Genomic DNA, 25,630 nt, shown 5'->3' with positions numbered 1-25,630 from the left:
AACGTGCCGCGCCATCCCGGCAGGTGCCAGACTTCCTGCCCGTCCCACGCGAGCACCGCTTCCGGATGCGGGCTCCCGGTGCCGTCATCGGCCGGTTCGCTGCTGTCACCCGCTTCCCAGTAGACGACATCGCGATACAGGCGCAGGCATTGCCCTGCGTGATCGACGCGCAGCGCATGGGCGACATGTGTGGCACGCAACTGCCGCATCATGTTGGCGAGCCGGGCAGCCGACGCGCCCGGCAAACCGAGCCGGCGCATCCAGAAGCGCAGCAGGTTCGCGCCGCGCGTGTCGTCGAACGCGACCAGGGCATCGCGCGACAGCGCCTGCCCGTCATCGCGCGCGGCAACGGCGAAGTCGAGTTCGGCCAGATCGTCGAGCAGTCGCTGTGCGGCCGCCGCATGCTGGGCCGCGCGGCCGAGCGCGTCTCGAAAGCCCGGGAAATGCACGGCCAGCGCCGGCAGCACGTCGATGCGCAACGCATTGCGCGCATAGCGCGTGTCATTGTTCGACTCGTCGTCGATCCATGCCAGGTCGTGCTGCGTCGCATAGCGCTCGAGTTGCGCACGCAACAGTCGCAGCAGCGGGCGCACACGCTCGACGCTCACGCCTTCAGGGCGGTAACGCGGCGCCATCGCGGCAAGCCCCGCGATCCCCGCGCCGCGCAACAGCTGCAGCAGCACGGTTTCGGCCTGATCGTCCGCATGCTGCGCGAGCCACAGCGCGGCCGCGACGTGGCGCTCGCACATCTCGTCGAGCGCCGCGTAGCGCCGCTCGCGCGCCGTCGCCTCGACACCGAGGCCGCTGTCGCGCGGCACGTCGACGCGCATCGATTCGAATGCGACGCCGAGCCCGGCCGCGCTCGCCTCGGCATGCGCAACCCACGCGTCGGCGTTCGCACTCAGCCCGTGATGCACGTGCAGCGCGACGCAACGCGACGCGCCTGCGACACGCACGGCCGCGTGGAGCAGCACCGTCGAGTCGAGGCCGCCGCTGTACGCGATCGCGATGCGTGCATCGGGCGGCATGCCGGAAAGCGCAACGCCGACCGCATCGAGGACGATGCGGTCGGCGGAGAGTTCGGTTGGCGGAATCACGAGAGGAACGCGCGCGCAGCGGCGCGCGAATGGTGGACGCAGCCGGTCATGCGCCCGGCGTGGTTTCCTTGAACTTGCCGTAGGCCATCAGGCGCTCGAAGCGGCGCTCGCGCAGCGCATCGATGCTCATGCCCTGGAACTGGCGCAGCGAATCGGCCAGCGCACGGCGCAGCAGCGCAGCCATGCCCTTCGGATCGCGATGCGCGCCGCCGAGCGGCTCGTTGATGATCTTGTCGATCAGGCCGAGCGCCTTCAGGCGGTGCGCGGTCAGGCCCAGCGCTTCCGCTGCTTCCGGCGCCTTCGCGGCGCTCTTCCACAGGATCGACGCACAGCCTTCCGGCGAGATCACCGAGTAGGTCGAGAATTGCAGCATCATCACGGTGTCGGCCACCGCGATTGCGAGCGCGCCGCCCGAACCGCCCTCGCCGATCACCGTCGTGATGATCGGGGTCTTCAGTTCGGCCATCACGTACAGGTTGCGGCCGATCGCCTCCGACTGGCCGCGCTCTTCCGCGCCGATGCCCGGGTACGCGCCCGGCGTGTCGACGAACGTGAAGATCGGCAGCCCGAACTTCTCGGCGAGACGCATCAGGCGTTCGGCCTTGCGATAGCCTTCCGGGCGCGGCATCCCGAAGTTGCGCGCGGCGCGCTCCTTGGTATCACGGCCCTTCTGGTGACCGATCACCATGCACGGATGGCCGCCGAAGCGCGCGAGGCCGCCGACGATCGACACATCGTCCGCGAATGCGCGGTCGCCGTGCAGCTCGTGAAAATCGGTAAACAGTTCTGCAACGTAATCGAGCGTGTACGGACGCTGCGGATGCCGCGCGATCTGCGAAACCTGCCACGGCGACAGGTTCGCGTAGAGGTCTTTCGTCAGTTGCTGGCTTTTCTTCGACAGCCGCTCGATTTCTTCCGAAATGTCGACAGCCGAGTCGTCCTGCACGAATCGCAGCTCTTCGATCTTGGCCTCGAGTTCGGCGATCGGCTGTTCGAAATCCAGAAACGTGGTCTTCATGTGTTCGAATCCTTGGGTCTTGCGGCAGCGCGTATTCTACCCGCGCGGGCGACGCTCAAAACCGGCTCTCAACTATTGATGTTTAAAACCCGATAGCCGCCGCTCAGGCGTCGGCGTCGGGCGCATCGAGGCTGCGCCACATGTACCAGGTCGCGACGGTGCGCCACGGTTCCCAGTTGGCCGCGACCTCGCGCGCCTCGCTGCGCGTAACGGGTTCCCCGCTGAAGTAATTGACGCTGATCGCGCGGATCAGGCCCGGGTCGTCGAGCGGCAGGACGTCCGGCCGCGACAGGTTGAAGATCAGGAACATCTCGGCCGTCCAGCGGCTGATGCCGCGGATCTGCGTGAGCTCCGCGATCACGTCCTCGTCGTCCATCGACGTCCATTTGTCGACGTGCAGCGCGCCCGACACGAAGTGCTGCGCGAGATCGAGGATGTATTCCGTCTTGCGCTTCGACAGCCCGCACGCGATCAGTTTTTCCGCGCCGAGCCGGATCACCGGCTGCGGCGCGAGTTTCGGACAGGCATCCCCGATGCGCGCCCACAGCGACTGCGCCGACGGCACCGAAATCTGCTGGCCGACGACCGAGCGCGCGAGCGTGACGAACGGGTCGCCCCGCTTCACGAGATGCGCGGGACCGAACTTTGGAATCAGTTTCTTCAGGATCCGGTCGCGCTTGACGAGATCGGCGCATGCCTTGTCCCAGTAAGCAGGACGCACGACGACCTCCTCGCCGTCCACTTCGGACGCACGGGCCTTGCGGGCCGCGTCGGCGGCCGGCAGCGCGGCCGCCGGCTGCGCATGACCGTTGAGCGCGCCGTTCGGCACGGCGCGCGTCGCGTCCGTCTTCGCCGGCGGCACGCGCTTGGCTGCCGGACGCGCGGCGACCGGGGTCGCGCGCCTGACCGGCGCTTTTCTGGCCGTTGCCATCTTGCCTCCTACCTGACGGATCGGTCAGTGGAACGCACCGCGCTCATACGCGACGCCATTCGGTCGATCCGCCCGGTTTGTCTTCAAGTGCGATACCGGTCTCGAGCAGTTCCGCCCGGATCCGGTCCGCTTCGGCATAGTCTTTCGCTTGCTTCGCCGCGACACGCGCGGCGATCTTCGCTTCGATCTCGTCGGCGGCGAACCCGCCCGCCTGCGCGGCGCCGGACGCCTGCTGCAGGAACGCGCGCGGTTCGCGGCCCAGCAGGCCGAGCAGGCCCGCCAGTTGTTTCAGTTGCCGCGCGAGCGATGCGTCGCGCGTGCGATTCACCTCGCCCGCCAGCTCGAACAGCGTCGCCACCGCGACCGGCGTGTTGAAGTCGTCGTTCATCGCGGCCGCGAAACGCTGCGCGTGCGGCTCGTTCCAGTCGAGCGCGAGCGTGTCGGCCTCGACATCCTTCAACGCGGTGTAGAGACGCGTGAGCGACGCGCGCGCATCGTCGAGATGCACGTCGCTGTAATTGAGCGGCGAACGGTAGTGCGTGCGCACGATGAAGAAGCGCATGACTTCGGCATCGTAGCGCTCGAGCACTTCGCGGATCGTGAAGAAGTTGCCGAGCGATTTCGACATCTTCTCGTTGTCGACCTGCACGAAGCCGTTGTGCATCCAGTAATTGACGAACGTCTGGCCGGTCGCGCCTTCGCTCTGCGCGATCTCGTTCTCGTGGTGCGGGAATTGCAGATCCTGCCCGCCGCCGTGGATGTCAAAATGCTCGCCGAGCAGCGTGCAGCCCATCGCCGAGCACTCGATGTGCCAGCCCGGGCGACCCATCCCGTACTTCGACGCCCACGACGCGCCTTCCGGATCTTCCGGCTTCGCGCGTTTCCACAACACGAAATCGAGCGGATCTTCCTTCGCGTCGTTCGCGGCGACGCGCTCGCCCGCGCGCAGATCGTCGAGCGACTTGCCCGACAGCTTTCCGTAGTTCGCGAACTTGCGCACCGAGTAATTGACGTCGCCGTCGGTCGCCTGGTACGCGTAGCCGTTCGTCTCGAGCGTCTCGATCATGCCGAGCATCTGCGGAATGAACGCCGTCGCGCGCGGCTCGATGTCGGGCCGCTGGATGCCGAGCGCGCTTTCGTCGTCGTGCATCGCGCCGATGAACCGGTCGGTCAGTGACTTGATCGTCTCGCCGTTCTCGACCGCGCGGCGGATGATCTTGTCGTCGATGTCGGTAATGTTGCGCACATACGTGACCCGGTAACCGATCGCACGCAACCAGCGCTGGACGAGGTCGAACACGACCAGCATGCGCGCGTGGCCCACGTGACAATAGTCGTATACGGTGATTCCGCATACGTACATCCGCACTTCGCCGGACTGGCGCGGCACGAAGACTTGCTTGTCACGCGCGAGCGTGTTGTAGATGCGCAGTGATTCCATAGAGATGAACCGTGAGCCGAAGGAAACCGCCCTGGCGAAGCTCGCCCAGCATGCGAAACGGACGGACCATCTGCTGCGGCACCAGGCCGAGCGTCCTCGATATCACATGGGGCGGTCAGGCTGCAAGCACAGCGGTGACGGCCACGAGAGGCTAAGAAAGACTGTCTGCCGCTCGCCGGAACGCGCAGACGTTTTGTTAGAATGGCTCGGAGTATAACATTCCGATTTACGCCTATGAAACCTCATCGCGGCCGCGCGCAGAGCGCTGCGACCCTCGTTGCGACCACCGTCATGGGCGTCGCGCTGACGCTTTTCGCGGTCCCCGCGGCGCATGCGCAGAAAGCCCCGGCCACCGCCGACGGCACACCCGAAATCGACGCATCGATCGCCGGCAAGCAGTGGAAACAGGCGCTCGCGCAGCTCGACGCGCGCATCGCGTCGAACCCGCGCGACGTGCAGGCGCAGTTCAAGCGCGGCACCGTGCTGGCCCGCCTGAACCGTGACGACGACGCGATCCAGCAGTTCGTCGCGATCACGCAGGCGTACCCCGAACTGCCCGAGCCGTACAACAACCTTGCGGCGCTCTACGCGAAGCATGGCCGTTACGACGACGCGCGCACCGCGCTCGTCACGGCGACGCAATCGAACCCGAGCTACTCGCTTGCATACGAGAACCTCGGCGACCTGTACCTGCGCCTCGCGGCCGAGTCGTACAAGCGTGCGCAATCGCTCGGCCGCACGAGCGGCGCGACCGCGCAGCGCCTCGCCGATCTCCAGAAGATCGTGTCGCCGCCGAAGGCCGCGCCGAACGCCCGCGCGGTCGCACCGGCCACCCGCGACTACACCAACCGCGCAGCCGCGAACGTGGGCACCACCACGCTGCCGATGTCGCCGACGTTCCAGTTCAGCGGTCCGTCGGGCGCACTGGCGGCGCCGTACGTCGCGCCGTCGCAATAAGCGGCGCGGCCTTCTTTCCCTCCCAACCTGAGGATCGCAATGAAACGTCTGTTGCTGGCGCTTGGCGGCGCCGCCCTTCTCGCGACCGCGACCGCACCTGCGTTCGCGCAATCGGCTACCGCGCACCCCGTCGTGCAGCTGAAGACCTCACAGGGCGACATCCGCGTCGAGCTCTACCCGGAGAAGGCGCCGAAGTCCGTCGCCAACTTCCTCGATTACGTGAAGGCCGGCCAGTACAACGGCACGATCTTCCATCGCGTGATCAAGGGCTTCATGATCCAGGGCGGCGGCTACAAGACCAACTTCGAGGAGAAGCCGACCCGCGCGCCGATCCCGCTGGAGAGCCGCAATGGTCTGAAGAACCTGACGGGCACGATCGCGATGGCACGCACGAGCGATCCGAATTCGGCCACCGCGCAGTTCTTCATCAACACGGTCGACAACAACGGCCTCGACTACCCGAACCCGGACGGCAACGGCTATGCGGTGTTCGGCAAGGTCGTGTCGGGTCTCGACGTCGTGAAGAAGATCGAAGGCGTGGCGACGACCTCGCGCGGCCCGATGCAGGACGTGCCCGCGCAACCGATCCTGATCGAATCGGCCAGCATCGTCTCGAAGTAAGAACCTGCCGGCACGTCCGGCGCCACACGCGGCCGCGTCGCACGACCGGCCGCGTGCCATTTAAACCGCCTCACCGAAGGAATTCATCATGGTTGAACTGCATACGAACCACGGCGTGATCAAGCTCGAGCTCGACGCCGCGAAGGCACCGAAGACGGTCGAGAACTTCCTGAACTACGTGAAGAAGGGCCACTACGACGGCACCGTGTTCCATCGCGTGATCAACGGCTTCATGATCCAGGGCGGCGGCTTCGAGCCGGGCCTGAAGCAGAAGCCGACCGATGCGCCGATCGACAACGAGGCGAACAACGGCCTGAAGAACGACAACTACACCGTCGCGATGGCGCGCACGAACGATCCGCACTCGGCAACTGCCCAGTTCTTCATCAACGTGAACGACAACGACTTCCTGAACCACTCGTCGCCGACGCCGCAAGGCTGGGGCTACGCCGTGTTCGGCAAGGTCGTCGAAGGCCAGGACGTGGTCGACAAGATCAAGGGCGTCAAGACGGGCAACGCTGGTTTCCACCAGGACGTGCCGGCTGACGACGTCGTGATCGAGAAGGCCGTCGTGGTCTGACGCGCAGTTACGGAGGCACTTCGATGTTGCAGGAGAGTCCGCCGCGAAGCGTCTCCGCGGGCGTGCCGGGCGAGCGCGAATACGCGCAAGCCGCACGCCCGTTCCTGTTTCTCTCCGATCTGCATCTGAGCGAAGCGATTCCGAAGACGGTCGCCGCGTTCGAGCATTTCGTGAAATACACCGCCGACAGCGCCGATTCGGTGTTCATCCTCGGCGACCTGTTCGAATACTGGATCGGCGACGACATCCTCGACGACGATCCGTTCGCGGCACGCATGGCCGCGCTGATGCACACGTTCTCGGAGCGCGGCATTGCGCTCTACGTGATGCACGGCAACCGCGATTTCCTGCTCGGCCGGCGCTTCATGAAGGCAGCCGGCGCGATGCTGCTGCCTGATCCTTCGCTGATCATGGCGTTTGGCCAGCGCATCGTGCTCGCGCACGGTGACGCACAATGCACGGCCGACCGCGGCTATCAGCTGTTCCGCCGCTTCGCACGCAACCGCGTCGCGCAATGGCTGTTTCTCGCGTGGCCGTTCCGCTGGCGCCGCGCGCTCGCGCAGCGCATGCGTTCGAAAAGCGAAGCGGGCCGGGTGCGCCCTGCTTCGGCGATTTACGATGTCACGCGTGAAGGCGTGGCTGCGCTGTTCCGGAAAAGCCGCGCGAGCGTGATCATTCACGGCCACACGCACCGCCCCGCGAGCCACGCAGAGCCGGGCGGCATCCGCTGGGTGTTGCCCGACTGGGACCTCGACCACGGCAAGCCGCGCGGCGGCTACCTGCGCGTCGACGCGGAAGGCATCCACGCGATGCCGCTCGACTGACGACGCTGCTGCCGCCGCACCGGCCGGCAGCCATCGTCAACCCTCGCGTTACACCTCGCGTTCGACCGTCTTTCCTTCCAGCACCGCCGACAGCCTGCGCAGGTCGAGGCGCGCCGCGTCGGCGCCCTGCAGCGTTTCCAGATGCGTGCCGAGCCGCTCGAGTGCCGCGACGATCTCGTCGACGCGGCGGCTTTCCTTCGCCGCGTGATCGATCAGCCCGTGAATCGCGAGCGACATCGGATCGTCAGCATTCGGCGTGATCCCGTATGCGCAGAACGCCGCGCGTTCGGGCTGCGGCTTCGGCTGTGCCGGCATCACGATGCGCGCCGGGTTGCCGACCGCCGTGCCGCCTGGCGGCACCGGCTTCACGACGACCGCGTTCGAACCGATCTTCGCACCCGCCCCGACCGTGAATCCGCCAAGCACCTTCGCGCCCGCGCCGACGATCACGCCGGCCTCGAGCGTCGGGTGGCGCTTGGCGCCGCGCGTGAGCGACGTGCCACCCAGCGTCACGCCCTGATAGATCGTGCAGTCGTCGCCGACGATCGCCGTCTCGCCGATCACGACACCCATCCCGTGATCGATGAACACGCGCCGGCCGATCGTCGCGCCGGGGTGAATTTCGATCCCCGTCAGGAACCGGCCGGCCTGCGACGCGAAACGCGCGATCCAGTAGCGCTTCGCGCGCCAGCATGCGTGCGCGAAACGATGCAGCACGAGCGCATGCAACCCCGGATAACAGGTCAGCACTTCCCACGCACTGCGAGCGGCGGGATCCCGCTCGCGAATCGTTGCAACGTCTTCGCGCAGTCTCGTGAACATGATGTGGCCTGGGAAAAGGCCGGCGCGCATCGCCGGCAATGACCGGCCCTTATCGCGCCGGGTAATTTACTTATGATGTCCGGCGATTGTAGGGCGAGTCGCGCACGGCCGCACGAGCTCGCGCGTTCACCCCGCCGCCGGCACGGGTATTCGGGCGGAACGCTTGCTGCGGGGGCGTTTGCGGGATGGTCGATCTGGCGCAGCGATCGGCACCGGCGCTTCCGGCGGCCGACCTGGCACCTGCCCGACGGGGCGGTTGCGCCGCGCGCCGAGACATCCGGCAGCCGGTGCGCCGGCCGCTTACGCGTCGCCGCCGGGCTTGCCCGATTTCAGCAGGATGTGCTTCGCGACGCCGCGCAGGATGTTGACCTCCTCGCGCTCGAGGCCCGTGCGCGCGAACAGGCGCCGCAGCCGTGGCATCAGCTTCTTCGGGTTGCGCGGATCGAGGAACTCGAGCGCGATCAGCGCATGCTCGAGGTGCACGTACATGCGTTCGATCTCGTCGCTCTGCGCAAGCGTGCCGGCTTCGCCCGACGGTTGCACCGACGGCTCGCTCGCCTGCTCGAGAAACGCGACGCGCAGCTCGTACGCGAGCACCTGCACGGCCTGCGCGAGATTCAGCGAACTGTAGGCCGGGTTCGCCGGGATGTGCGCCAGCGCGCTGCACTGCTCGACGTGCTCGTTCGCGAGGCCCGTGCGCTCGTTACCGAACACGAGCGCGATGTCGCCCGTGCCGACCTGCGCGCACGCCTGCGTGGCAGCGGCACGCGGCGCCAGGCGCGGCGGCCCGTATTCACGCGTGCGCGCGGTCAGCGCGATCGACCAGTGGACACCGGACAGCGCGTCGCCAAGCGTCGGCACGACATGCGCGGACGCGAGGACGTCGTCCGCGCCGCTGGCCATCGCGATCGCCTCGGGATCGCTCTGCACGTGCGGCACGCGCGGCGCGACCAGCACGAGACGCGAGAAGCCCATCGTCTTCAGCGCGCGGGCGGCCGCCCCGACATTGCCGGGATGGCTCGGCTCGACGAGCACGAAACGGGTGGACGTGAAGCCGCCGGACGGCGGCCGGGACGAGGCCGCGCCCGGCTCGGACGGCGCGGCGGTGATCTGCGGGGTTTCCACTACGATGCGACTCGGTTCATCAGAATGGCAGTATGGTATCGCCATCGCCGCGGCAAACCCACTCGTCCGGACGGATAGTGGGGGTTTCCCCGTATCGCGGTCGCCTGAAACCGCCAAAAATCGGGTAAAATCATGCCTTTACGCGTCGCACTCCGTGCGGCGCGGGTCGTACCCCGTTCTTTGTCAATTTGCGTCTCACCTCGCCTGCCACGCTTGCGCCGTGCCGGGCGGTTGTTCCACTTCGTGGCGGCCCGTGCCGCCGGCTACAGGATCCAGGCTCATGCATCCCATGCTCAACATTGCTGTCAAGGCTGCGCGCCGCGCCGGACAGATCATCAATCGCGCGTCCCTCGATCTCGACCTGATCGAGATCCGCAAGAAGCAGCAGAATGACTTCGTCACCGAAGTGGACAAGGCCGCCGAAGACGCGATCATCGAGACGCTGAAGACCGCCTACCCCGACCACGCGATCCTCGCGGAAGAATCGGGCGAATCGGAGAACGAATCCGAATTCAAGTGGATCATCGATCCGCTCGACGGCACGACCAACTTCATCCACGGCTTCCCGTACTACTGCGTGTCGATCGCGCTCGAGCACAAGGGCGTCGTCACGCAGGCTGTCGTCTACGACCCGAACAAGAACGATCTGTTCACGGCCACCCGCGGCCGCGGCGCGTACCTGAACGACCGCCGCATCCGCGTCGGCCGCCGCGACCGCCTGTCGGACGCGCTGGTCGGCACGGGCTTCCCGTTCCGCGAAAAGGACGGCCTCGACGCCTACGCGCGCCTCTTCACTGAAATGACGCAGGCCTGCACGGGCCTGCGCCGTCCGGGCGCGGCGGCACTCGATCTCGCGAACGTCGCGGCCGGCCGCCTCGACGCGTTCTTCGAGCAGGGCATCAACGTGTGGGACATGGCGGCGGGCAGCCTGCTGATCACCGAAGCCGGCGGCCTCGTCGGCAACTACACGGGCGACGCCGATTTCCTGCATCGCCATGAAATCGTCGCTGCGAACCCGAAGATCTACGCGCAGATGATCCCGATCCTGAAGGGTTACACCCGCGTGCATCCGGCAGCGGAGTAAGCCCCGGCCGCGCCTGCATGGCGCGGCTTTCGCGCATACCGCTCGCGGGCATCGTCACGACGGCGCGCCGTTCGCCTCCCGGTTGCCGGGAGGCGGGACAATCTTCCCGCACAAGGGTCGCGTCGTGCGCCTATCCTGAAGTTGCTTGAGTTGTTCGGGCCGGCCAGCGTACTGCCGCTTGCACCGCCTGTCCCGCAATGACAATGAATGGTTTGCGTCCGGCATGCCCGCACGGCGGACAACACTGCCGGCCCCCGCCCGTATCAACACCGCCACGACGCCGTGGCAATCGCATCCGAGTCCCCATGTTACGGCTAAGCGAAATTAAACTCCCCCTCGACCACCCCGAAAGCGCGCTCGAGGCCGCGATTCGCGAGCGCCTCGCGGAGCTTGGTGTGGCCGCAGACGGGCTCCTCCGTTACACCGTGTTCCGCCGCGCACACGATGCGCGCAAGCGCGCCGACATCAAGCTCACGTATATCGTCGATGTCGAAGTCACGGATGAAGCGGCCGCGATCAAGCGCCTCGCCGGCAAGCCGCATTGCGGCGTGACGCCCGACATGGCGTACCACTTCGTCACGAAGGCGCCCGAGCACGGCAATTTCCTGCGCCCGGTCGTGATCGGCATGGGGCCGTGCGGCCTGTTCGCGGGGCTGATCCTCGCGCAGATGGGTTTCCGCCCCATCATCCTCGAACGCGGCAAGGCCGTGCGCGAGCGCACCAAGGACACTTTCGGACTGTGGCGCAAGAGCGTGCTCAATCCCGAATCCAACGTGCAGTTCGGCGAAGGCGGTGCCGGGACGTTTTCCGACGGCAAGCTGTACAGCCAGATCAAGGATCCCAACCACTACGGCCGCAAGGTGCTGGACGAATTCGTCAAGGCAGGCGCACCGGAAGACATCCTGTACCTGAGCCGGCCGCACATCGGCACGTTCCGCCTCGTCAGCATGGTGGAAAAGATGCGTGCGTCCATCCACGAACTGGGTGGTGAAGTGCGCTTTGAAACCCGAGTCGACGACATCGAGATCGATCAGGGCAAGGTACGCTCGCTGAAGCTCTCGAACGGGGAAACGCTGCGGTGCGACCACGTGGTGCTGGCCGTGGGCCACAGCGCGCGCGACACCTTCGAGATGCTGCACGAACGCGGCGTCTACGTCGAAGCCAAGCCGTTCTCGCTGGGCTTTCGCATCGAGCATCCGCAGGGGTTGATCGATCGCAGCCGCTTCGGCAAGTTCGCAGGCCACAAGCAGCTCGGTGCGGCCGACTACAAGGTGGTCCACCACTGCAGCAATGGCCGGGCCGTCTACAGCTTCTGCATGTGCCCGGGCGGCACGGTCGTCGCGGCGACCTCCGAGCCGGGCCGCGTGGTCACCAACGGCATGAGCCAGTATTCGCGGGCCGAGCGCAATGCGAATGCGGGCATCGTCGTCGGCATCACGCCGGACGATTATCCCGGCGGCCCGCTGGCGGGCATCGCGTTCCAGCGCAAATGGGAAGAGCGCGCGTTCGAACTCGGCGGCGGCGATTACCGCGCACCGGGCCAACTGGTCGGCGATTTCATCGCAGGTCGGCCGTCGACGTCGCTCGGCTCCGTCGAGCCGTCGTACAAGCCGGGCGTGAACCCGACCGACCTCAGCACCGCGCTGCCGGACTACGTGATCGAAGCGATCCGCGAAGCCCTCCCCGAGATCGACAAGAAGATCGCCGGCTTCGCGATGCACGATGCAGTGCTCACCGGGGTCGAGACGCGCACTTCGTCGCCGATCCGGATCCGACGCAAGGACGATTACCAGAGCATGAACGTCGAAGGCCTGTATCCGGCTGGTGAAGGTGCGGGGTATGCCGGTGGCATCTATTCGGCAGCCATCGACGGGATCGAAGTCGCGCAGGCGGTGGCGCTCAGTGTGACGGCGGGGCAAACGGCCTGAGGGGCCGGACAGGGTCGGCGCGCGGAGGTTCGCGCGCCGGGTGAGGCCGGCCTTCGCATGCGGGCCTGGAAGCGGAGTCGCAATACGTACTGAGCTGACGGTTGCTGGCAACTGACCGAACGGCGAACCTCAAGCTTGCACGTCGAAGCCGGTGGCAAGCTCAAGCACGGCATCATGCGCGGCCTGCGACCACGCTGCCGCCCGAAGGCTTCGCAGGCCACACACCGATGATGCAGCAGCGCCTGCGCCGTGCCGGAAACAGGCGCATACAAGACGCTACGCCGAAACCTACGCCCCATTTCCCCAACCAGTCCCAGGCCGCCTCGAGGTGGCTCGAAATCAAGTCGCTACCCCTCGAAGTCACCTGAGAGCCGTATCAATCGGGGCTCCGATGCGTGACACACGTGACGGCGCCGGATCAGAAACAATGGCTGATCCGGACCACCCCATCGCCTACACGCCCGAGCCCGGCGGCAACATCCGGCAGCGTCGCTCGTTTCGAAGAAGCCACACGCGGCCCTTCTTTTCGCCCCCGCATACACCGAAAACCGTAGATTTATTCCGCATGTTGCCATGCTGCCCGATATGGTAGCCTTCGCTTAGCAATATCGGGCCAATCATCATAAGTCATCGGCTTTTCACAGCGTGCAAATGACAGCCACAATGAAGCAGCGCCGAGCTCCGACACGGCAAAATGCTGCAGCGCTTGAGCCAATTCGACAACAACCACGATTTCCGGATATAGCTATTGCAAAAACCGTTGATCTCTGGAAATTCTTACTCCTGTTCCAGTGACTGATCCAGCACATAAGCAATTGACGAGGGATTGGCCGCCTCGCCCCTGACGATGGCTATGTGCTGAGACGGCGCAGCGGTACTTGCAGCCCCATCGACGATACGCAAACCGCATTTCACTATCGACACGACAGAACATGAAAATGCCTATCGAAAACCTGCTCGTTAAGACCATCGCAATAGTCTCGATCACGTCGTTTCTGACAGCTTGTGGCGGCAACGACAGTTCTGGGCCCACCCCCGGCGGATCCTCACCGGCTGTGACCAACACCATCAAGTCGGGCATATTCACGAGTTGGACGCAAGGCAGCATCAACGCGACGATCAATATTCCGGGCACTGGCACCACGACGGTGGGCGTCACGGCGGCCAGCGCCTCGCCCTTCTGGACCGGAAGCAACCTGATGGTGCTGGGAAGCAACGCATCCACGAATACGGCGACCTACCTGACGTCGCCAGACGGTATCAACTGGGCTGCGCAATATACGACGCTTCCGAATCCCCTCGGCTCCGGATACAGCATGCAGGTGCTGAACATGACATCCGACGGAAACGGGAATATCGCTGCGTATGGGGTCGATATCGCGACCAGTGGTTCGCCGGCGACAGGGCAGGTATTCGTTGCATTTGCCGATGCTTCGACGATGACCTGGCAGGTTTCGCTGCTCAACGTGCAGCAAAGCGTACTGCCTTCAGTTGCGGTAACTGGAGGTTCGCCGGGGCGCGAATACGGCATTAGCTATGCGTACGGTCGGTGGTATCTCGGTTACCAACCGTACGGATCGGCGGTGACTTATGTCGAATCGACGAACAGAGGTAGTTCGTGGCAACCGTCGGGAGCGGGTAGCCTGGTGTTTCTAAGCAATTTCAAGAAAGACAACCTTTATCGCTCGGCAAAGGCCACCTCCCCCGACCTGACGGCATGGACTACCTATCAGCCGTCGGTCAATGGAACCAATTATTTCCAGGTCACTTCCACTGCAATCTCGAATAGCAAGGCGATCGTGTTTTCTCCGGCTGGAAATCAGGCCGTGGCAAACGGCGGGTTGACCGGAATAAAGACCGTGGTTTCCGTCGACGGGAAAACGTGGAGTGCCGGCGACATCAACAGCAATGCGACAGCGGCATTCACTTGCAACGACCGCCTCTTCATGCTGACGTCGTCGTATCCAGCGGCAGCGACGAGCTATGCTTCGGACGACGGCATCAACTGGACGCAAGGAACGCTGCCTGCATTGAATGCCGGCACCAATGAGAGCTACCTCACCGGGGCATGCCTGCCGGTTGCTGCTCGCGCAGTGGTCTTCACCTCCGGGACGAGCGGTAACCGCGTGTTCTATTCCGGTTGACGCGTAGCCGAGCCGGAGCGAGGACATGCCGTAAACGCCCGGCGCCCCCCTCGCTGAACGATGCTTGCCACCTGGGCACAGGTGCCAGATGGTGGCAAGCAATCGCCGCGGCACGATCCATCGGATGTCGGCGTTGATGAGAATGCAGGTGGTAAAGCCGCGTAAAAGCACGAAACGGGCATGGTGCCGGGAGCCCTTTGCCCTTCCCGAATCGCCATCAAGCCGATTCAACGCGATCCGAAGCGTCGAGTCTTTCGAACGGAGCATTCGACCTACGTTTCTACGCGGCCTCGGCCAAACGGCCAACTTCGCGCCCGCACGTGAAGCCACTGGTAAGCTCGGGCAACCAAAGCAACAACTTCACGCCTGACTTATGACCACGCCGTCGCCCGAAGTCTTCGCCGGCCACACTCCGATGATGCAGCAGTACCTGCACCTTATCTGACAAGGCTCGGCGGATAAACCTACGCCACGACCTACGCTCGCCCATCGTTGCCCGTTGGCTTGTCTTTGACGTACGGGGCGGCGAAGTCAGCATCGAAAGTGCCCCTCCAAGAGCGCACGCGCATCGAGGTGGTGTAGTAATACTCATAGTTTGCGCGTGGGATCTTGTCCGCCGGAACTGCGACGCTTGAAAAAACCCCATCTCGTATGGTTGAGTCACCGGCGCAAATGTATGAAACCACGGCAAGTTGTTCGTCGAGTATCTTCCGAATGAACTCGCTCGCACCTCCGGCTTCATCAGTATTGCCCAGCACGGAGAAGAAATGCCGATGGGTTGTTGCGTAGAAAACCGTCACCTCGTCGTTGTATAAAGAAGAAACCTCTAAGACGCCACCTTTCGATGCTGCGAGCGACGGTACCCGAACATTGAAATAGTTCTCCCCAGCGTTGGCAACAATAGAAAGATGACTCCCCCAGTTCGGGAAGACTGAGAGAAGGTCTTCCGCCATTTGGCGAGAGAAGGGCTCAAGCAATTCGAACATGACGACTCCCCCCGTAGCTTGCGTATAGAGCAGCGCGATCGCTGGCAATCCTACGCCACAAGTCGATCGACCTCTGCTGGTCGGCAACCGCCTGTCATGATCATCGCAAATTGGCCGAAAGGCGAACTTCGCTGTCCCGCGCCAGAGGCACTGGCAAACTCGGCCAGCCAAAGCACCTTTTCCCGGTCACATGGGCACGCAACCAGCAGCACCTGCAACCGATGCAGCAGTACCTGCGCCTTTTCTGATAAGGCCGAAGGAAGAGAAATGAACGTGGATTGGGATGAATTGGCGAATCGCTATACGCAATTGGCAAACGTCGAGCGTGCGACACACGCGAATCTGGCCGCGATCAAAGGGATACTTGGTCAAGCATCATCGGCACTCCCCAGGGATACCGCTGTAGCACTTGCGTGGTTTGAAGGGGCGCTGACGGACGCCCCAAAAAAGTGGTTCGTCGCGAAGGTCATGGAGAACACAAATCCGGTGCCTCGGAGTCTGCTCGACCCTCTTTTGAAAGCGGCGCTAAAAGAACCCAATCCCAGCGCAAACCGATTATTTCTCGAACCCTGTATCCGAACTTTCGGCCCTCAGACCGTGAGAGCGCGAATCTGCGAACTTGCCAACGCCCCAGACGCGGAATATGGGGATGGGCTCTCCCATGCCATGTATTGGATCAATGGCAATAGATAGCCGCCGCTCGCCATCTCCTGCATCCGGCCAAACAGCCAACTTCGCGCCTGCACACGAAGCCACTGGTAAACTCGGGCAACCAAAGCAACAACTTCACGCCTGACTTATGACCACGCTGTCGCCCGAAGCCTTCGCCGGCCACACTCCAATGATGCAGCAGTACCTGCGCATCAAGGCCGACCATCCCGACACGCTTGTCTTCTACCGGATGGGCGACTTCTACGAGCTGTTCTTCGAAGACGCGGAGAAAGCCTCACGCCTGCTCGACCTGACCCTCACGCAACGTGGCGCGTCTGCCGGCACGCCGATCAAGATGGCCGGCGTACCGCATCACGCGGTCGAGCAGTATCTGGCCAAGCTCGTGAAGATGGGCGAATCGGTCGCGATCTGCGAGCAGATCGGCGATCCGGCCACGTCGAAGGGCCCCGTCGAGCGCAAGGTCGTGCGCGTCGTCACGCCCGGCACGCTGACCGATGCCGCGCTGCTGTCCGACAAGAACGACGTCTACCTGCTCGCGATGTGCACGGGCCACAACAAGCGCGGCGTGGCGGTGAACATCGGCCTCGCGTGGCTGAACCTCGCGAGCGGCGCGCTGCGGCTCGCCGAAATCGAACCCGACCAGCTCGCTGCCGCGCTCGAGCGCATCCGGCCGGCCGAGATCCTCACGCCGGACGGCGCGACCGACGCAGTGCCGGCAGGCGCAGGCGCAAGCAAGCGCGTGCCCGCATGGCACTTCGACATCGCATCGGGCACGCAGCGCCTGTGCAACCAGCTCGATGTCGCGAGCCTCGACGGTTTCGGTGCGCATTCGCTGACGAGCGCATGCGGTGCGGCCGGTGCGCTGCTGCTCTATGCAGCAGCCACGCAAGGCCAGCAGCTGCGGCACGTGCGCAGCCTGAAGGTCGAGAACGAAACCGAGTACATCGGGCTCGATCCGGCCACGCGCCGCAACCTCGAACTGACCGAGACATTGCGCGGCACCGAGTCGCCGACCCTGTATTCGCTGCTCGACACCTGCTGCACGACGATGGGCAGCCGCCTGCTGCGTCACTGGCTGCATCACCCGCCGCGCGCGTCGGTCGCCGCGCAGTCGCGCCAGCAGGCGATCGGTGCGCTGCTCGATGCACCGGCCAACGTAAGCCTCGATGCGCTGCGCACCGCGCTGCGCCAGATCGCCGACGTCGAACGGATCACCGGGCGTCTCGCCCTGCTGTCCGCGCGTCCGCGCGACCTGTCGAGCCTGCGCGACACGTTCGCCGCCCTGCCGGCGCTGCGCGAGCGCATCAGCGCGATCGTCGAGAACGCGAACGCACTCACCCGCGTCGACGCAGCACTCGCGCCGCCCGCCGAATGCCTCGACCTGCTGACGAACGCGATTGCGCCCGAGCCGGCCGCGATGGTGCGCGACGGAGGTGTCATCGCGCGCGGCTACGACGCCGAGCTCGACGAGCTGCGCGATATCTCGGAGAACTGCGGGCAGTTCCTGATCGATCTCGAAGCGCGCGAGCGCACGCGCACCGGCATCGCGAACCTGCGCGTCGAATACAACAAGGTGCACGGTTTCTACATCGAGGTCACGCGCGGCCAGACCGACAAGGTGCCCGACGACTACCGCCGGCGCCAGACGCTGAAGAACGCCGAGCGCTACATCACGCCCGAGCTGAAGACCTTCGAGGACAAGGCGCTGTCCGCACAGGAACGCGCACTGGCGCGCGAACGCGCGCTGTACGACGCGGTGCTGCAGGCGCTGCTGCCTTTCATCCCCGAGTGCCAGCGCGTTGCATCGGCGCTAGCCGAACTCGACCTGCTCGCTGCATTCGCCGAACGCGCCCGCGCGCTCGACTGGGTCGCGCCGACCTTCACCGACGAGATCGGCATCGAAATCGAACAGGGCCGCCACCCGGTCGTCGAAGCGCAGGTCGAACAGTTCATCGCGAACGACTGCCGCTTCGGCACCGAGCGCAAGCTGCTGCTGATCACCGGCCCGAACATGGGCGGTAAGTCGACGTTCATGCGGCAGACCGCGTTGATCGCGCTGATGGCTTACGTCGGCAGCTACGTGCCGGCGAAATCGGCATGCTTCGGTCCGATCGACCGGATCTTCACGCGTATCGGCGCGGCGGACGATCTCGCCGGTGGCCGCTCGACGTTCATGGTCGAGATGACCGAAGCCGCTGCGATCCTCAACGACGCGACGCCGCAAAGCCTCGTGCTGATGGACGAGATCGGTCGCGGCACGTCGACGTTCGACGGCCTCGCACTCGCGTGGGCCATCGCACGCCACCTGCTGGCGCACAACGCGTGCTACACGCTGTTCGCAACGCACTACTTCGAGCTGACACAACTGCCGGCCGAATTCCCGCAAGCGGCGAACGTCCACCTGTCTGCCGTCGAACACGGCCACGGCATCGTGTTCCTGCACGCAGTCAACGAAGGTCCGGCCAACCAGAGCTACGGCCTGCAGGTCGCGCAGCTCGCAGGCGTTCCGGCGCCCGTGATCCGCGCCGCGCGCAAGCACCTCGCGTATCTCGAGCAGCAGTCGGCGTCGCAGCACACACCGCAGCTCGACCTGTTCAGCGCGCAGCCGGTGGCCGCCGACGATCTGGAATGCGCTGACGCGCCGGCGCCTCCCGACACACCGCATCCGGCGCTGGAAAAACTGCGCGACATCGATCCCGACGATCTCAAGCCGCGCGAGGCGCTCGACCTGCTGTACGAACTGCGCACGCTGGTCCGGTCGCACGATGCCGACGGGCACGCGTAAGCGCTTCGTGCGCGGCCTGCCGGCTCGCACGGCCGCCGCGCTCGTCGCGGCCGTGCTGGCGCTCGCGCAGGCCACCGCGCTGGCCGCGCCACCGAAGCGCAGCACCACGCCCTACTCGTTCGCGGTCGTGTCGGGTGTGATCAACGTCCCTGCGGACGAGCCGGCCGCCCAGCGGCTGCTCGATGCGATCGCGCGCGAGCGCGACCTCGCGTTCGTCGTCTATGCGGGTGACCTCAAAGGTTCGAAGGAAGCGTGCCGCGATGCACTGTATTCGCAGCGCGGCGCGATCCTGGATGCGGCACGCGTGCCGATCGTATTCATTCCCGGTCACGACGACTGGGTAACGTGCAACACCGCGACCGGCGGCGGCTACGATCCAGTCGAGCGGCTCGACTTCCTGCGGCAGACGCTGCTCGCCGATTCGGCACTGCCCGACCCCGGCGCGCTGCAGATCACGCGGGAAAGCGAAGTCGCACGGTTCCGGCCGTATCGGGAAAACACACGCTGGATGCGCGACGACATCGTCTACGTCGCACTCAACGCGCCGGCGCCGAACAACCACTACCTGACGGCCGGCGGCCGCAACGGCGAATTCGAAGACCGCATCATCGCGAACGGTTTCTGGATCGACCACGCGGCCGAATATGCGAAGCGGCGCGAGGCGCGCGCGATGGTGGTGATGTTCGAAGGCGATCCGCAGTTCGAACGCTATGAACGCGCGGAACGCTTCGCATGGCTGCGTTTCAACCGGCCGCGCGTACGCGACGGCTTCCGTGAATTGAAACGAACGCTGGTGAAGGCGGCGGCGACGTTCCGCGGCCCGATACTCGTGATGCACGCGAGCGGCGAACCGCTTGCGAACGGCTTTCTGATCGACCGTCCGCTGCGTGCGGACGACGGTGAACTGGTCCGGAACGTGACGCGCGTCGCGATCGGACCACGCCATCCGACGAATCAGTGGGTCAAGGTGAGCGTGTCGCCGGCACGACAGACGATCTTCAACGTGAGCCTGCAGGAAGTACCGAAAAACCTGCCCGTGCCGCCCGCGCTGCCGCTCGTGCCGCGTGACGACGTCCCGCTGCCGCAGATGCCGGAAATCCCTGCGTTGCCGGCGCTGCCCGACTCGTCGTCGGTCGCGCCGCCATTGCAGGGTGACAGCGCCGCCCCAGGCGGCGCGTCGTGGCCCGCGCCCGCCCCTGCATCGGGGCCGGCGCCCGGCCTGCCTGCGAGCTCAGTGCAGGGTGCGCCCTGACGGCGCTTCGCCGTCTTCGTCCTCGTCCTCGTCGACGATCTCGAGCCCTTCCGCGCCATGCGCGTGCTCATGCTCGATTTCGTCTTCGGTGGCTTCGCGAACGTCCTTCACGGTGAGATCGAAACGCAGCGCCATGCCTGCCAGCGGGTGATTGCCGTCCAGCACGACCTTGTCTTCGGCGACGTCGGTGACCGTGTAGATCAGCGAATCGACTTCCTCGTCGCCGTCTTCCGGCGTGCCTTCGAACTGCATGCCCACTTCGAGCGGCTCGGGAAAACGATCGCGCGGCTCGATCTTCACGAGTTCGGGATCGTAGTCGCCGAACGCGTCCTGCGGTTCGAGCTGAATCTGCGCCTGGTAACCCTGCTCATGGCCGTCAAGCTGTTCCTCGATCTTGGGGAACGTGCCATCATAGCCGCCGTGCAGATAGACCATCGGCTCGTCACTTTCCTCGATCAGATTGCCCTGTGCGTCCGACAGCTTGTAAGTGACCGACACGACGGTGTTTTTTGCGATTTTCATCCAATTCTCCCAAATACAAGTCTCATTATACGATGCGCAACCGGTCTCAAGCCGAACCGCGGGATGCCGCTGCCGCCCCGCTCGGCGCGCCGCCTTCCGATCTTCCCACACCGCTGCTCGGCGGTCTTACGCCGGCGCAATTCATGCGCGGCTACTGGCAGAAGAAGCCGCTCCTGATCCGCCAGGCGATCCCCGGCGTCGCGTCGCCGGTCTCGCGCGACGCGCTGTTCGAGCTCGCAGCGGACTATGACGCGGAATCGCGACTGATCACCCATTTTCGTAACAAGTGGCAACTTGCGCACGGCCCGTTCGAGCCCGACGCGCTGCCCGCCGTCACGCGCAAGACCTGGACCCTGCTCGTGCAGGGGCTCGACCTGCACGTCGATGCGGCGCGCGCGCTGCTCGATCGCTTCCGCTTCATCCCCGACGCGCGCCTGGACGACCTGATGATCTCGTATGCGACGGACGGCGGCGGCGTCGGCCCGCACTTCGATTCGTATGACGTCTTCCTGCTGCAGGTCGAAGGCCGGCGCCGCTGGCGCGTCGGTGCGCAGAAGGACCTGTCGCTGCAGCCGGACGTGCCGCTGAAGATCCTCGAGAACTTCGAGCCGAGCGACGAATGGGTGCTGGAGCCCGGCGACATGCTGTACCTGCCGCCGCACATCGCGCACGACGGCGTGGCCGAAGGCGAATGCATGACCTGCTCGATCGGCTTCCGGGCCCCGTCCGCCGGCGAGCTGGGCGCCCAGTTCCTGTACTATCTCGCGGAGCGCGGCGGCCTGCGCGACGGGTGCGGCGACGATCTCTACCGCGATCCGAAGCAGCCGGCCGTCGACACGCCCGCGCAACTGCCTCCGGCGATGGTCGAGCGCGTTGCCGAGATCGTCGACGCGATCCGCTGGCGCAAGCGCGACGTCGCCGAATTCCTCGGCTGCTACCTGAGCGAGCCCAAGCCGAGCGTCGTATTCGACCCGCCCGCACGCCCGCTGACCGAGTCCGCGTTCGTCACGCAAGCGTCACGCCGTGGCGTATGTCTCGACAGAAAGGCCGCATTGATGTATAACGCGCGCTCGTACTTCATTAATGGCGAAGAAGGATCACTCGAGCAGGCCGGTGAATGGCTGCCCGAACTGGCCAATCAACGTCAGATGGAGGCGAAACGGTTTGTAACACTATCCCGGGTTCCCTCGATGACAGCCTTGTTGCACGAGTGGTATCGTGCGGGCTGGATACGGGTCGGAGACCGGAATTAGTGTGAGTCGCCCCGTATGCCCATACGGATCAAATTCTGTATGGGAAAGACAACGTATTGACCCCGCATTTGTCGACGGTCGATAGGAAAGTGCATATAATTTCCGCCCAAGCCGTAGGGAAGATTCACGCTCTAGAAGTGCATCTCCACCAGCGGCCCAGGTCGGTGTTGGAGCACATTACCGGTATTGTTTCGCGCTGTTGCTTACCTTTAACCATAAAAGGACGTGATCATGAAGAAATCCCTCCTCGTAGCTTCCCTGTTGGCTGCTGTTGCACTGGCTGCTTGCAATAAGAGCGCTGATCAAGCTGCTTCGTCGGCTGCAAGCGACGCAGCAGCTGCTGCTTCGACGGCTGCTTCGGCAGTTGCTGGTGCTGCGAGCGACGCTGCTGCTGCTGCATCGTCGGCAACGGCTGCTGCGAGCGACGCTGCTGCTGCAGTGGCGTCGGCTGCTTCGGCAGCGACGGCTGCTCCGGCTTCGGGCGCAAGCCAGTAAGCCTCAGCGTCAGCTGAAAAAAAAACCGGCCCGAGGGCCGGTTTTTTTACGCCTGTCGTTTCCGCGCCTGCCGCCGGGCGGTCGCATCAGGCCGCCGCAGCGGCCCTGCCCCGCTCAGCCGAGCGCCAGCCAGTCGAAGCCCGCGTCCTGCGTGGCCACGACCACGTCTTCCCCGCTCGTCCCCAGTACGCCGCCAAACGCCTGGCGGGCCAGTTCCGGCAGGTTGTTCTGCTGGCTCAGGTGAGCCGCGACCAAGTGCTGGAGGCGGCTGCGTTCGAGCGACGCGAGGATGTCCGCCGCCGCGTCATTGCTCAGGTGACCGTGGTTGCCGCCGATACGCGCCTTCAGCGACTGCGGATAGCGGCTCGCGGCCAGCATCGCGGTATCGTGGTTGGATTCGAGCACCAGCGCGTCACAGCCGCTCAGGACGGCCGTGATGTGCGGCGTGGCCATCCCGACGTCCGTCAGCACGCCGAGCCGGCTGGCGCCGTCCATAAAGACGAACTGGAGCGGTTCGCGCGCGTCGTGAGGGACCGTATAGGGCATCACGGCCAGATCGCCGATCGCGGCCGTCTCGTCGCCCCACAGCACGTGGAGGTCGACATCGGCCTCGTCCGCGCCGACCGCGCGCGCGGTGCCCCAGCTCATGTAGAGCGGCACCGATGCGCGGCGGGCGAGCGTCAGCGCACTGCCGACGTGGTCGCTGTGTTCGTGGGTAATGAGGATCGCATCGAGATCGCCGATGCAGAGATTCAGTCGGCCGAGCCGGCGCTCGACCTCCTTGGCGGAAAAGCCGCAGTCGAGCAGCACGCGGGTGGTCGTCGTGCCGCTCGAGGCCTCGACGACCAGCGCGTTGCCTTCGCTGCCGCTTCCGAGGCTGGCGAATCGCACGCGCTCAGTTCAGCTGCGCGTGGAGCAGCGAAATGATCCGCTGCGCGTCCGACGAGTTGTCTACCTGGCCGTTTGCGCCGACCACCGCGACCTGCGTGCCGCCGTTGCCCTGCGCGCGCACGTTGACGAGGTATTCCTTGCCCGGCTTCGCGGCCGCCGGGCCGCCGTAGAACAGCTTGCCGAACAGGCCGTCGCGCTTGAGCTCTTCCATCGTGTTCGCATAGCGCACGGTGTACACACCCTTCTCGCGGTCGCGATTGTCGACCGTGAAGTTGGTGCGGTCGAGCGCCAGGCCCACGCGCAGCCATGCGCGGTCGAACGACTCGGCCAGTTGCAGCGTCGCCCCGCCGCTGCTCGTGTCGCTGACCTGCGCCGGCGCCGTCGCGGGACGCGCGTCGGTCAGCAGTTGCTTCGCCTGCGCATCGGTCAGGCCGAACTTCTGCATCAGCTTCGACAGGAACACGGCTTCGAGCACCGGGTTGCGCGGGCGCTCTTCCCAGCGCGACGACGTGCCGCCCTGCGGGCCGACCATCATTTCCTCCATCGCGCTGTGCGTGATCGAGATGTCGGTGTTGCCGTCCGACGTGCGGTTCACGAGCGTACGGAAGCGGTCGCGCGTGCCCGACGAGTACGCGAAATCGATGACCTTGCCGATCGTGCGGCGGAACCAGTCGTCGGGGATGTTCGCGCGGTTTTCGGCCCAGTCGGTGGCCATGATGCCCGTCGACGGCGCATCGGTCTTCAGCGAGAAGCCGTTCTCCTGCCAGAACTCCTTCAGGATCGGCCACAGCTGCTCGGGCGTCCGGCCATCGACGACGAGCCAGCGGCGGTCGCCGTCACGCTCGATGTGCATGCCGAGCGGATCCTGCGCGCTCGGGATGCCGTCGGTTGCGTTGCCGGCCTGCGTCGTGACCCGCGGGGGCAGCGTGCCGAGGCCCGCGTTGCTCGGCGGCGCGACGAACTGCTGCGTCGTCGGCACCGGCTTCAGATCGCTCGGCACCGCGAGCGGCGGCGCCGACCCGGTGTTCTTGTAGTTGACCCGGTCAGGGGCCAGGTAGTCGTTCAGCGTATCGCAGCCGGCGAGCGCGCCCAGCGCCAGCGCCACCACCGACATCTGGATGGCGCGAGAAGAAAAGGCGAAACGTTTCATGAAATCCTTCGTCTTGCTAGAACGCTCGTCAGGAGCGGCGCCGGACGGAGCCGGCCGGTGCGGGTTGATCAGGGTTCGAGCCGGCGGCCGCAGGACGCGGCCGCCTCGGCATCAGGCGAGGACGCCGGCCTCGACGAGGGCCGAACGCACGGCTTCGTGGCAGCGCTCGTCGAGCGCCGTGAGCGGCAGCCGGATGCCGCCCTGCATCTTGCCCATCGCCTGCAGCGCCCACTTCACCGGAATCGGGTTCGCCTCGATGAACAGGTTCTTGTGCAGCGACAGCAGCTTCATGTGCAGCGCGCGGGCCGTCTGTACATCGCCGGCCAGCGCCGCGCGGCACAGGTCGCTCATCGCGCGCGGTGCGACGTTCGCCGTCACCGAGATGTTGCCGTGGCCGCCGAGCAGCATCAGCGCGATCGCGGTCGGATCATCGCCGCTGTAGATCGCGAAATGCTTCGGCGCGGCCTTGATCAGGTGCGCAGCGCGATCGATGTTGCCGGTCGCTTCCTTCACGCCGATGATGCCCGGCACGTCCGCGAGGCGCAGCGTCGTCTCGTTCGCCATGTCCGCGACCGTGCGGCCCGGCACGTTGTACAGGATCACCGGCAGGTCGACCGCTTCGGCGATCGTCTTGAAGTGACGGTACATGCCTTCCTGCGTCGGCTTGTTGTAGTACGGCACGACCTGCAGCGTCGCATCCGCGCCGACAGCCTTCGCGTGCTTCGTCAGCTCGATCGCCTCGGCGGTCGAGTTGCCGCCCGCGCCCGCGATGATCGGGATGCGTTTCGCCGCATGCTCGACCGCCGTGCGGATCATCAGGATGTGCTCTTCGACGTTGAGCGTTGCCGACTCGCCGCTCGTACCGACCACGACGAGCGCATCGGTGCCTTCCGCGATGTGCCAGTCGATCAGTTTGCGAAACGCCGGCAGGTCGAGACTGCCGTCTTCGAGCATCGGGGTGACGATCGCGGGGATGCTGCCGCGGATTTGAATGCCGTCTTGGGTGCCGTTAGCCATGAAACGCGATTGAGAGTATGTACCGGTAAACGTTG

At 65.3% G+C, this 25,630-nt stretch carries 24 protein-coding genes; 12 read left to right on the top strand and 12 right to left on the bottom strand.

Annotated features, from left to right (window positions below):
• From tilS to cysS, 4 genes are all read right to left on the bottom strand, one after another.
• On the bottom strand, positions 1 to 1,097 hold a 1,097-nt coding region (gene tilS, locus G3O06_RS26890; RefSeq protein ID WP_205818035.1), incomplete at its 3' end, for a tRNA lysidine(34) synthetase TilS.
• Between the two features lie 46 nt (positions 1,098 to 1,143).
• Positions 1,144 to 2,115 carry an acetyl-CoA carboxylase carboxyltransferase subunit alpha gene (locus G3O06_RS26885; RefSeq protein WP_039364696.1) on the bottom strand — a complete coding sequence of 324 codons (972 nt, stop codon included), beginning with the start codon at positions 2,113 to 2,115 and terminating at the stop codon, positions 1,144 to 1,146.
• Positions 2,116 to 2,218: 103 nt separating this feature from the next.
• Complete coding sequence (locus tag G3O06_RS26880; protein ID WP_174918725.1) at positions 2,219 to 3,046, bottom strand: DNA-3-methyladenine glycosylase; 828 nt, start codon at positions 3,044 to 3,046, stop codon at positions 2,219 to 2,221.
• 43 nt (positions 3,047 to 3,089) lie between these two features.
• Positions 3,090 to 4,487, bottom strand: coding sequence for a cysteine--tRNA ligase (cysS, locus tag G3O06_RS26875; protein WP_174918726.1), 1,398 nt, complete (start codon positions 4,485 to 4,487; stop codon positions 3,090 to 3,092).
• A gap of 234 nt (positions 4,488 to 4,721) precedes the next feature.
• Between cysS and G3O06_RS26870 the strand changes: the two genes are divergently transcribed.
• The 4 genes from G3O06_RS26870 (at position 4,722) to G3O06_RS26855 (ending at position 7,469) form a co-directional block, all read left to right on the top strand.
• Positions 4,722 to 5,444: a tetratricopeptide repeat protein gene (locus tag G3O06_RS26870; RefSeq protein ID WP_205818034.1), complete on the top strand. Its 723-nt coding sequence runs from the start codon at positions 4,722 to 4,724 to the stop codon at positions 5,442 to 5,444.
• A gap of 39 nt (positions 5,445 to 5,483) precedes the next feature.
• On the top strand, positions 5,484 to 6,065 hold the full coding sequence (locus G3O06_RS26865) for a peptidylprolyl isomerase (RefSeq protein ID WP_175000795.1): 582 nt from the start codon (positions 5,484 to 5,486) through the stop codon (positions 6,063 to 6,065).
• An 88-nt stretch (positions 6,066 to 6,153) separates the two neighbouring features.
• The gene (locus G3O06_RS26860; RefSeq protein ID WP_011352518.1) at positions 6,154 to 6,645 is read left to right on the top strand and encodes a peptidylprolyl isomerase; all 492 of its coding nucleotides are present in this window, start codon (positions 6,154 to 6,156) and stop codon (positions 6,643 to 6,645) included.
• A 23-nt stretch (positions 6,646 to 6,668) separates the two neighbouring features.
• A complete protein-coding gene (locus tag G3O06_RS26855; RefSeq protein WP_174918729.1) occupies positions 6,669 to 7,469 on the top strand; it encodes a UDP-2,3-diacylglucosamine diphosphatase in 801 nt (266 codons plus the stop codon).
• A 48-nt stretch (positions 7,470 to 7,517) separates the two neighbouring features.
• Here the strand turns inward: G3O06_RS26855 and cysE are convergent, their stop codons facing one another.
• Positions 7,518 to 8,321: a serine O-acetyltransferase gene (cysE, locus tag G3O06_RS26850; protein WP_205818033.1), complete on the bottom strand. Its 804-nt coding sequence runs from the start codon at positions 8,319 to 8,321 to the stop codon at positions 7,518 to 7,520.
• A gap of 270 nt (positions 8,322 to 8,591) precedes the next feature.
• On the bottom strand, positions 8,592 to 9,416 hold the full coding sequence (locus G3O06_RS26845) for an RNA methyltransferase (protein ID WP_205818032.1): 825 nt from the start codon (positions 9,414 to 9,416) through the stop codon (positions 8,592 to 8,594).
• Between the two features lie 280 nt (positions 9,417 to 9,696).
• Between G3O06_RS26845 and G3O06_RS26840 the strand changes: the two genes are divergently transcribed.
• The 3 genes from G3O06_RS26840 to G3O06_RS26830 all read left to right on the top strand — a co-directional run bounded on the left by G3O06_RS26840 (position 9,697) and on the right by G3O06_RS26830 (position 14,572).
• The gene (locus G3O06_RS26840) at positions 9,697 to 10,500 is read left to right on the top strand and encodes an inositol monophosphatase family protein (protein ID WP_011352522.1); all 804 of its coding nucleotides are present in this window, start codon (positions 9,697 to 9,699) and stop codon (positions 10,498 to 10,500) included.
• Between the two features lie 305 nt (positions 10,501 to 10,805).
• A complete protein-coding gene (locus G3O06_RS26835; RefSeq protein ID WP_174987365.1) occupies positions 10,806 to 12,428 on the top strand; it encodes an NAD(P)/FAD-dependent oxidoreductase in 1,623 nt (540 codons plus the stop codon).
• 932 nt (positions 12,429 to 13,360) lie between these two features.
• Entirely contained in the window at positions 13,361 to 14,572 is a 1,212-nt protein-coding gene (locus G3O06_RS26830) for a hypothetical protein (protein WP_205818031.1), read from the top strand.
• 476 nt (positions 14,573 to 15,048) lie between these two features.
• Here the strand turns inward: G3O06_RS26830 and G3O06_RS26825 are convergent, their stop codons facing one another.
• The gene (locus G3O06_RS26825; RefSeq protein ID WP_205818030.1) at positions 15,049 to 15,558 is read right to left on the bottom strand and encodes a hypothetical protein; all 510 of its coding nucleotides are present in this window, start codon (positions 15,556 to 15,558) and stop codon (positions 15,049 to 15,051) included.
• Positions 15,559 to 15,825: 267 nt separating this feature from the next.
• On the opposite strand from G3O06_RS26825, the gene G3O06_RS26820 reads away from it, so the two are divergent.
• From G3O06_RS26820 to G3O06_RS26810, 3 genes are all read left to right on the top strand, one after another.
• Positions 15,826 to 16,251, top strand: a complete 426-nt coding sequence (locus G3O06_RS26820) for a hypothetical protein (protein WP_174918557.1) — start codon at positions 15,826 to 15,828, stop codon at positions 16,249 to 16,251.
• A 106-nt stretch (positions 16,252 to 16,357) separates the two neighbouring features.
• The gene (gene mutS, locus G3O06_RS26815) at positions 16,358 to 19,015 is read left to right on the top strand and encodes a DNA mismatch repair protein MutS (protein ID WP_205818029.1); all 2,658 of its coding nucleotides are present in this window, start codon (positions 16,358 to 16,360) and stop codon (positions 19,013 to 19,015) included.
• Positions 18,996 to 20,267 (top strand): hypothetical protein, encoded by a 1,272-nt coding sequence (locus tag G3O06_RS26810; RefSeq protein WP_205818028.1) that lies wholly within the window; start codon positions 18,996 to 18,998, stop codon positions 20,265 to 20,267. The genes mutS and G3O06_RS26810 overlap by 20 nt, the downstream gene beginning before the upstream one ends.
• On the opposite strand, the gene G3O06_RS26805 is transcribed toward G3O06_RS26810, so the two are convergent.
• A complete protein-coding gene (locus G3O06_RS26805; protein ID WP_174918552.1) occupies positions 20,247 to 20,789 on the bottom strand; it encodes a peptidylprolyl isomerase in 543 nt (180 codons plus the stop codon). The genes G3O06_RS26810 and G3O06_RS26805 overlap by 21 nt on opposite strands.
• Positions 20,790 to 20,821: 32 nt before the next feature.
• Here G3O06_RS26805 and G3O06_RS26800 point away from each other — a divergent pair, with 32 nt between their 5' ends.
• Both G3O06_RS26800 and G3O06_RS50040 read left to right on the top strand, forming a co-directional pair.
• Positions 20,822 to 22,042, top strand: a complete 1,221-nt coding sequence (locus G3O06_RS26800; protein WP_205818027.1) for a cupin domain-containing protein — start codon at positions 20,822 to 20,824, stop codon at positions 22,040 to 22,042.
• Positions 22,043 to 22,098: 56 nt separating this feature from the next.
• Entirely contained in the window at positions 22,099 to 22,335 is a 237-nt protein-coding gene (locus G3O06_RS50040) for a hypothetical protein (protein ID WP_346779558.1), read from the top strand.
• On the opposite strand, the gene G3O06_RS26795 is transcribed toward G3O06_RS50040, so the two are convergent.
• The 4 genes from G3O06_RS26795 to dapA all read right to left on the bottom strand — a co-directional run bounded on the left by G3O06_RS26795 (position 22,272) and on the right by dapA (position 25,595).
• Positions 22,272 to 22,529: a hypothetical protein gene (locus G3O06_RS26795; RefSeq protein WP_205818036.1), complete on the bottom strand. Its 258-nt coding sequence runs from the start codon at positions 22,527 to 22,529 to the stop codon at positions 22,272 to 22,274. The genes G3O06_RS50040 and G3O06_RS26795 overlap by 64 nt on opposite strands.
• Positions 22,530 to 22,651: 122 nt before the next feature.
• Positions 22,652 to 23,428, bottom strand: coding sequence for an MBL fold metallo-hydrolase (locus tag G3O06_RS26790; protein WP_174967319.1), 777 nt, complete (start codon positions 23,426 to 23,428; stop codon positions 22,652 to 22,654).
• A gap of 4 nt (positions 23,429 to 23,432) precedes the next feature.
• On the bottom strand, positions 23,433 to 24,578 hold the full coding sequence (gene bamC / locus G3O06_RS26785) for an outer membrane protein assembly factor BamC (protein ID WP_174918549.1): 1,146 nt from the start codon (positions 24,576 to 24,578) through the stop codon (positions 23,433 to 23,435).
• A gap of 111 nt (positions 24,579 to 24,689) precedes the next feature.
• On the bottom strand, positions 24,690 to 25,595 hold the full coding sequence (gene dapA, locus G3O06_RS26780; protein ID WP_089445923.1) for a 4-hydroxy-tetrahydrodipicolinate synthase: 906 nt from the start codon (positions 25,593 to 25,595) through the stop codon (positions 24,690 to 24,692).
• Between the last annotated feature and the right edge of the window lie 35 nt (positions 25,596 to 25,630).

This window comes from Burkholderia sp. Ac-20345, from assembly GCF_017104825.1.
Lineage (GTDB): Bacteria > Pseudomonadota > Gammaproteobacteria > Burkholderiales > Burkholderiaceae > Burkholderia > Burkholderia lata_B.
Note: the sequence above shows the minus strand (reverse complement) of the source record. Positions and strands in the feature narration are given on the sequence as shown.

Excerpts from the sequence above, each read along its gene's own strand:
- G3O06_RS26820 (WP_174918557.1), top strand. The coding sequence starts at position 15,826 with ATGAACGTGGATTGGGATGAATTGGCGAATCGCTATACGCAATTGGCA.
- cysS (WP_174918726.1), bottom strand. The coding sequence starts at position 4,487 with ATGGAATCACTGCGCATCTACAACACGCTCGCGCGTGACAAGCAAGTC.
- G3O06_RS26870 (WP_205818034.1), top strand. The coding sequence starts at position 4,722 with ATGAAACCTCATCGCGGCCGCGCGCAGAGCGCTGCGACCCTCGTTGCG.
- G3O06_RS26840 (WP_011352522.1), top strand. The coding sequence starts at position 9,697 with ATGCATCCCATGCTCAACATTGCTGTCAAGGCTGCGCGCCGCGCCGGA.
- G3O06_RS26810 (WP_205818028.1), top strand. The coding sequence starts at position 18,996 with ATGCCGACGGGCACGCGTAAGCGCTTCGTGCGCGGCCTGCCGGCTCGC.
- dapA (WP_089445923.1), bottom strand. The coding sequence starts at position 25,595 with ATGGCTAACGGCACCCAAGACGGCATTCAAATCCGCGGCAGCATCCCC.
- G3O06_RS26800 (WP_205818027.1), top strand. The coding sequence starts at position 20,822 with ATGCGCAACCGGTCTCAAGCCGAACCGCGGGATGCCGCTGCCGCCCCG.
- G3O06_RS26805 (WP_174918552.1), bottom strand. The coding sequence starts at position 20,789 with ATGAAAATCGCAAAAAACACCGTCGTGTCGGTCACTTACAAGCTGTCG.
- G3O06_RS26835 (WP_174987365.1), top strand. The coding sequence starts at position 10,806 with ATGTTACGGCTAAGCGAAATTAAACTCCCCCTCGACCACCCCGAAAGC.
- cysE (WP_205818033.1), bottom strand. The coding sequence starts at position 8,321 with ATGCGCGCCGGCCTTTTCCCAGGCCACATCATGTTCACGAGACTGCGC.
- G3O06_RS26830 (WP_205818031.1), top strand. The coding sequence starts at position 13,361 with ATGAAAATGCCTATCGAAAACCTGCTCGTTAAGACCATCGCAATAGTC.
- G3O06_RS26825 (WP_205818030.1), bottom strand. The coding sequence starts at position 15,558 with ATGTTCGAATTGCTTGAGCCCTTCTCTCGCCAAATGGCGGAAGACCTT.
- G3O06_RS26880 (WP_174918725.1), bottom strand. The coding sequence starts at position 3,046 with ATGGCAACGGCCAGAAAAGCGCCGGTCAGGCGCGCGACCCCGGTCGCC.
- bamC (WP_174918549.1), bottom strand. The coding sequence starts at position 24,578 with ATGAAACGTTTCGCCTTTTCTTCTCGCGCCATCCAGATGTCGGTGGTG.
- G3O06_RS26855 (WP_174918729.1), top strand. The coding sequence starts at position 6,669 with ATGTTGCAGGAGAGTCCGCCGCGAAGCGTCTCCGCGGGCGTGCCGGGC.
- G3O06_RS26865 (WP_175000795.1), top strand. The coding sequence starts at position 5,484 with ATGAAACGTCTGTTGCTGGCGCTTGGCGGCGCCGCCCTTCTCGCGACC.
- G3O06_RS26860 (WP_011352518.1), top strand. The coding sequence starts at position 6,154 with ATGGTTGAACTGCATACGAACCACGGCGTGATCAAGCTCGAGCTCGAC.
- G3O06_RS26885 (WP_039364696.1), bottom strand. The coding sequence starts at position 2,115 with ATGAAGACCACGTTTCTGGATTTCGAACAGCCGATCGCCGAACTCGAG.
- mutS (WP_205818029.1), top strand. The coding sequence starts at position 16,358 with ATGACCACGCTGTCGCCCGAAGCCTTCGCCGGCCACACTCCAATGATG.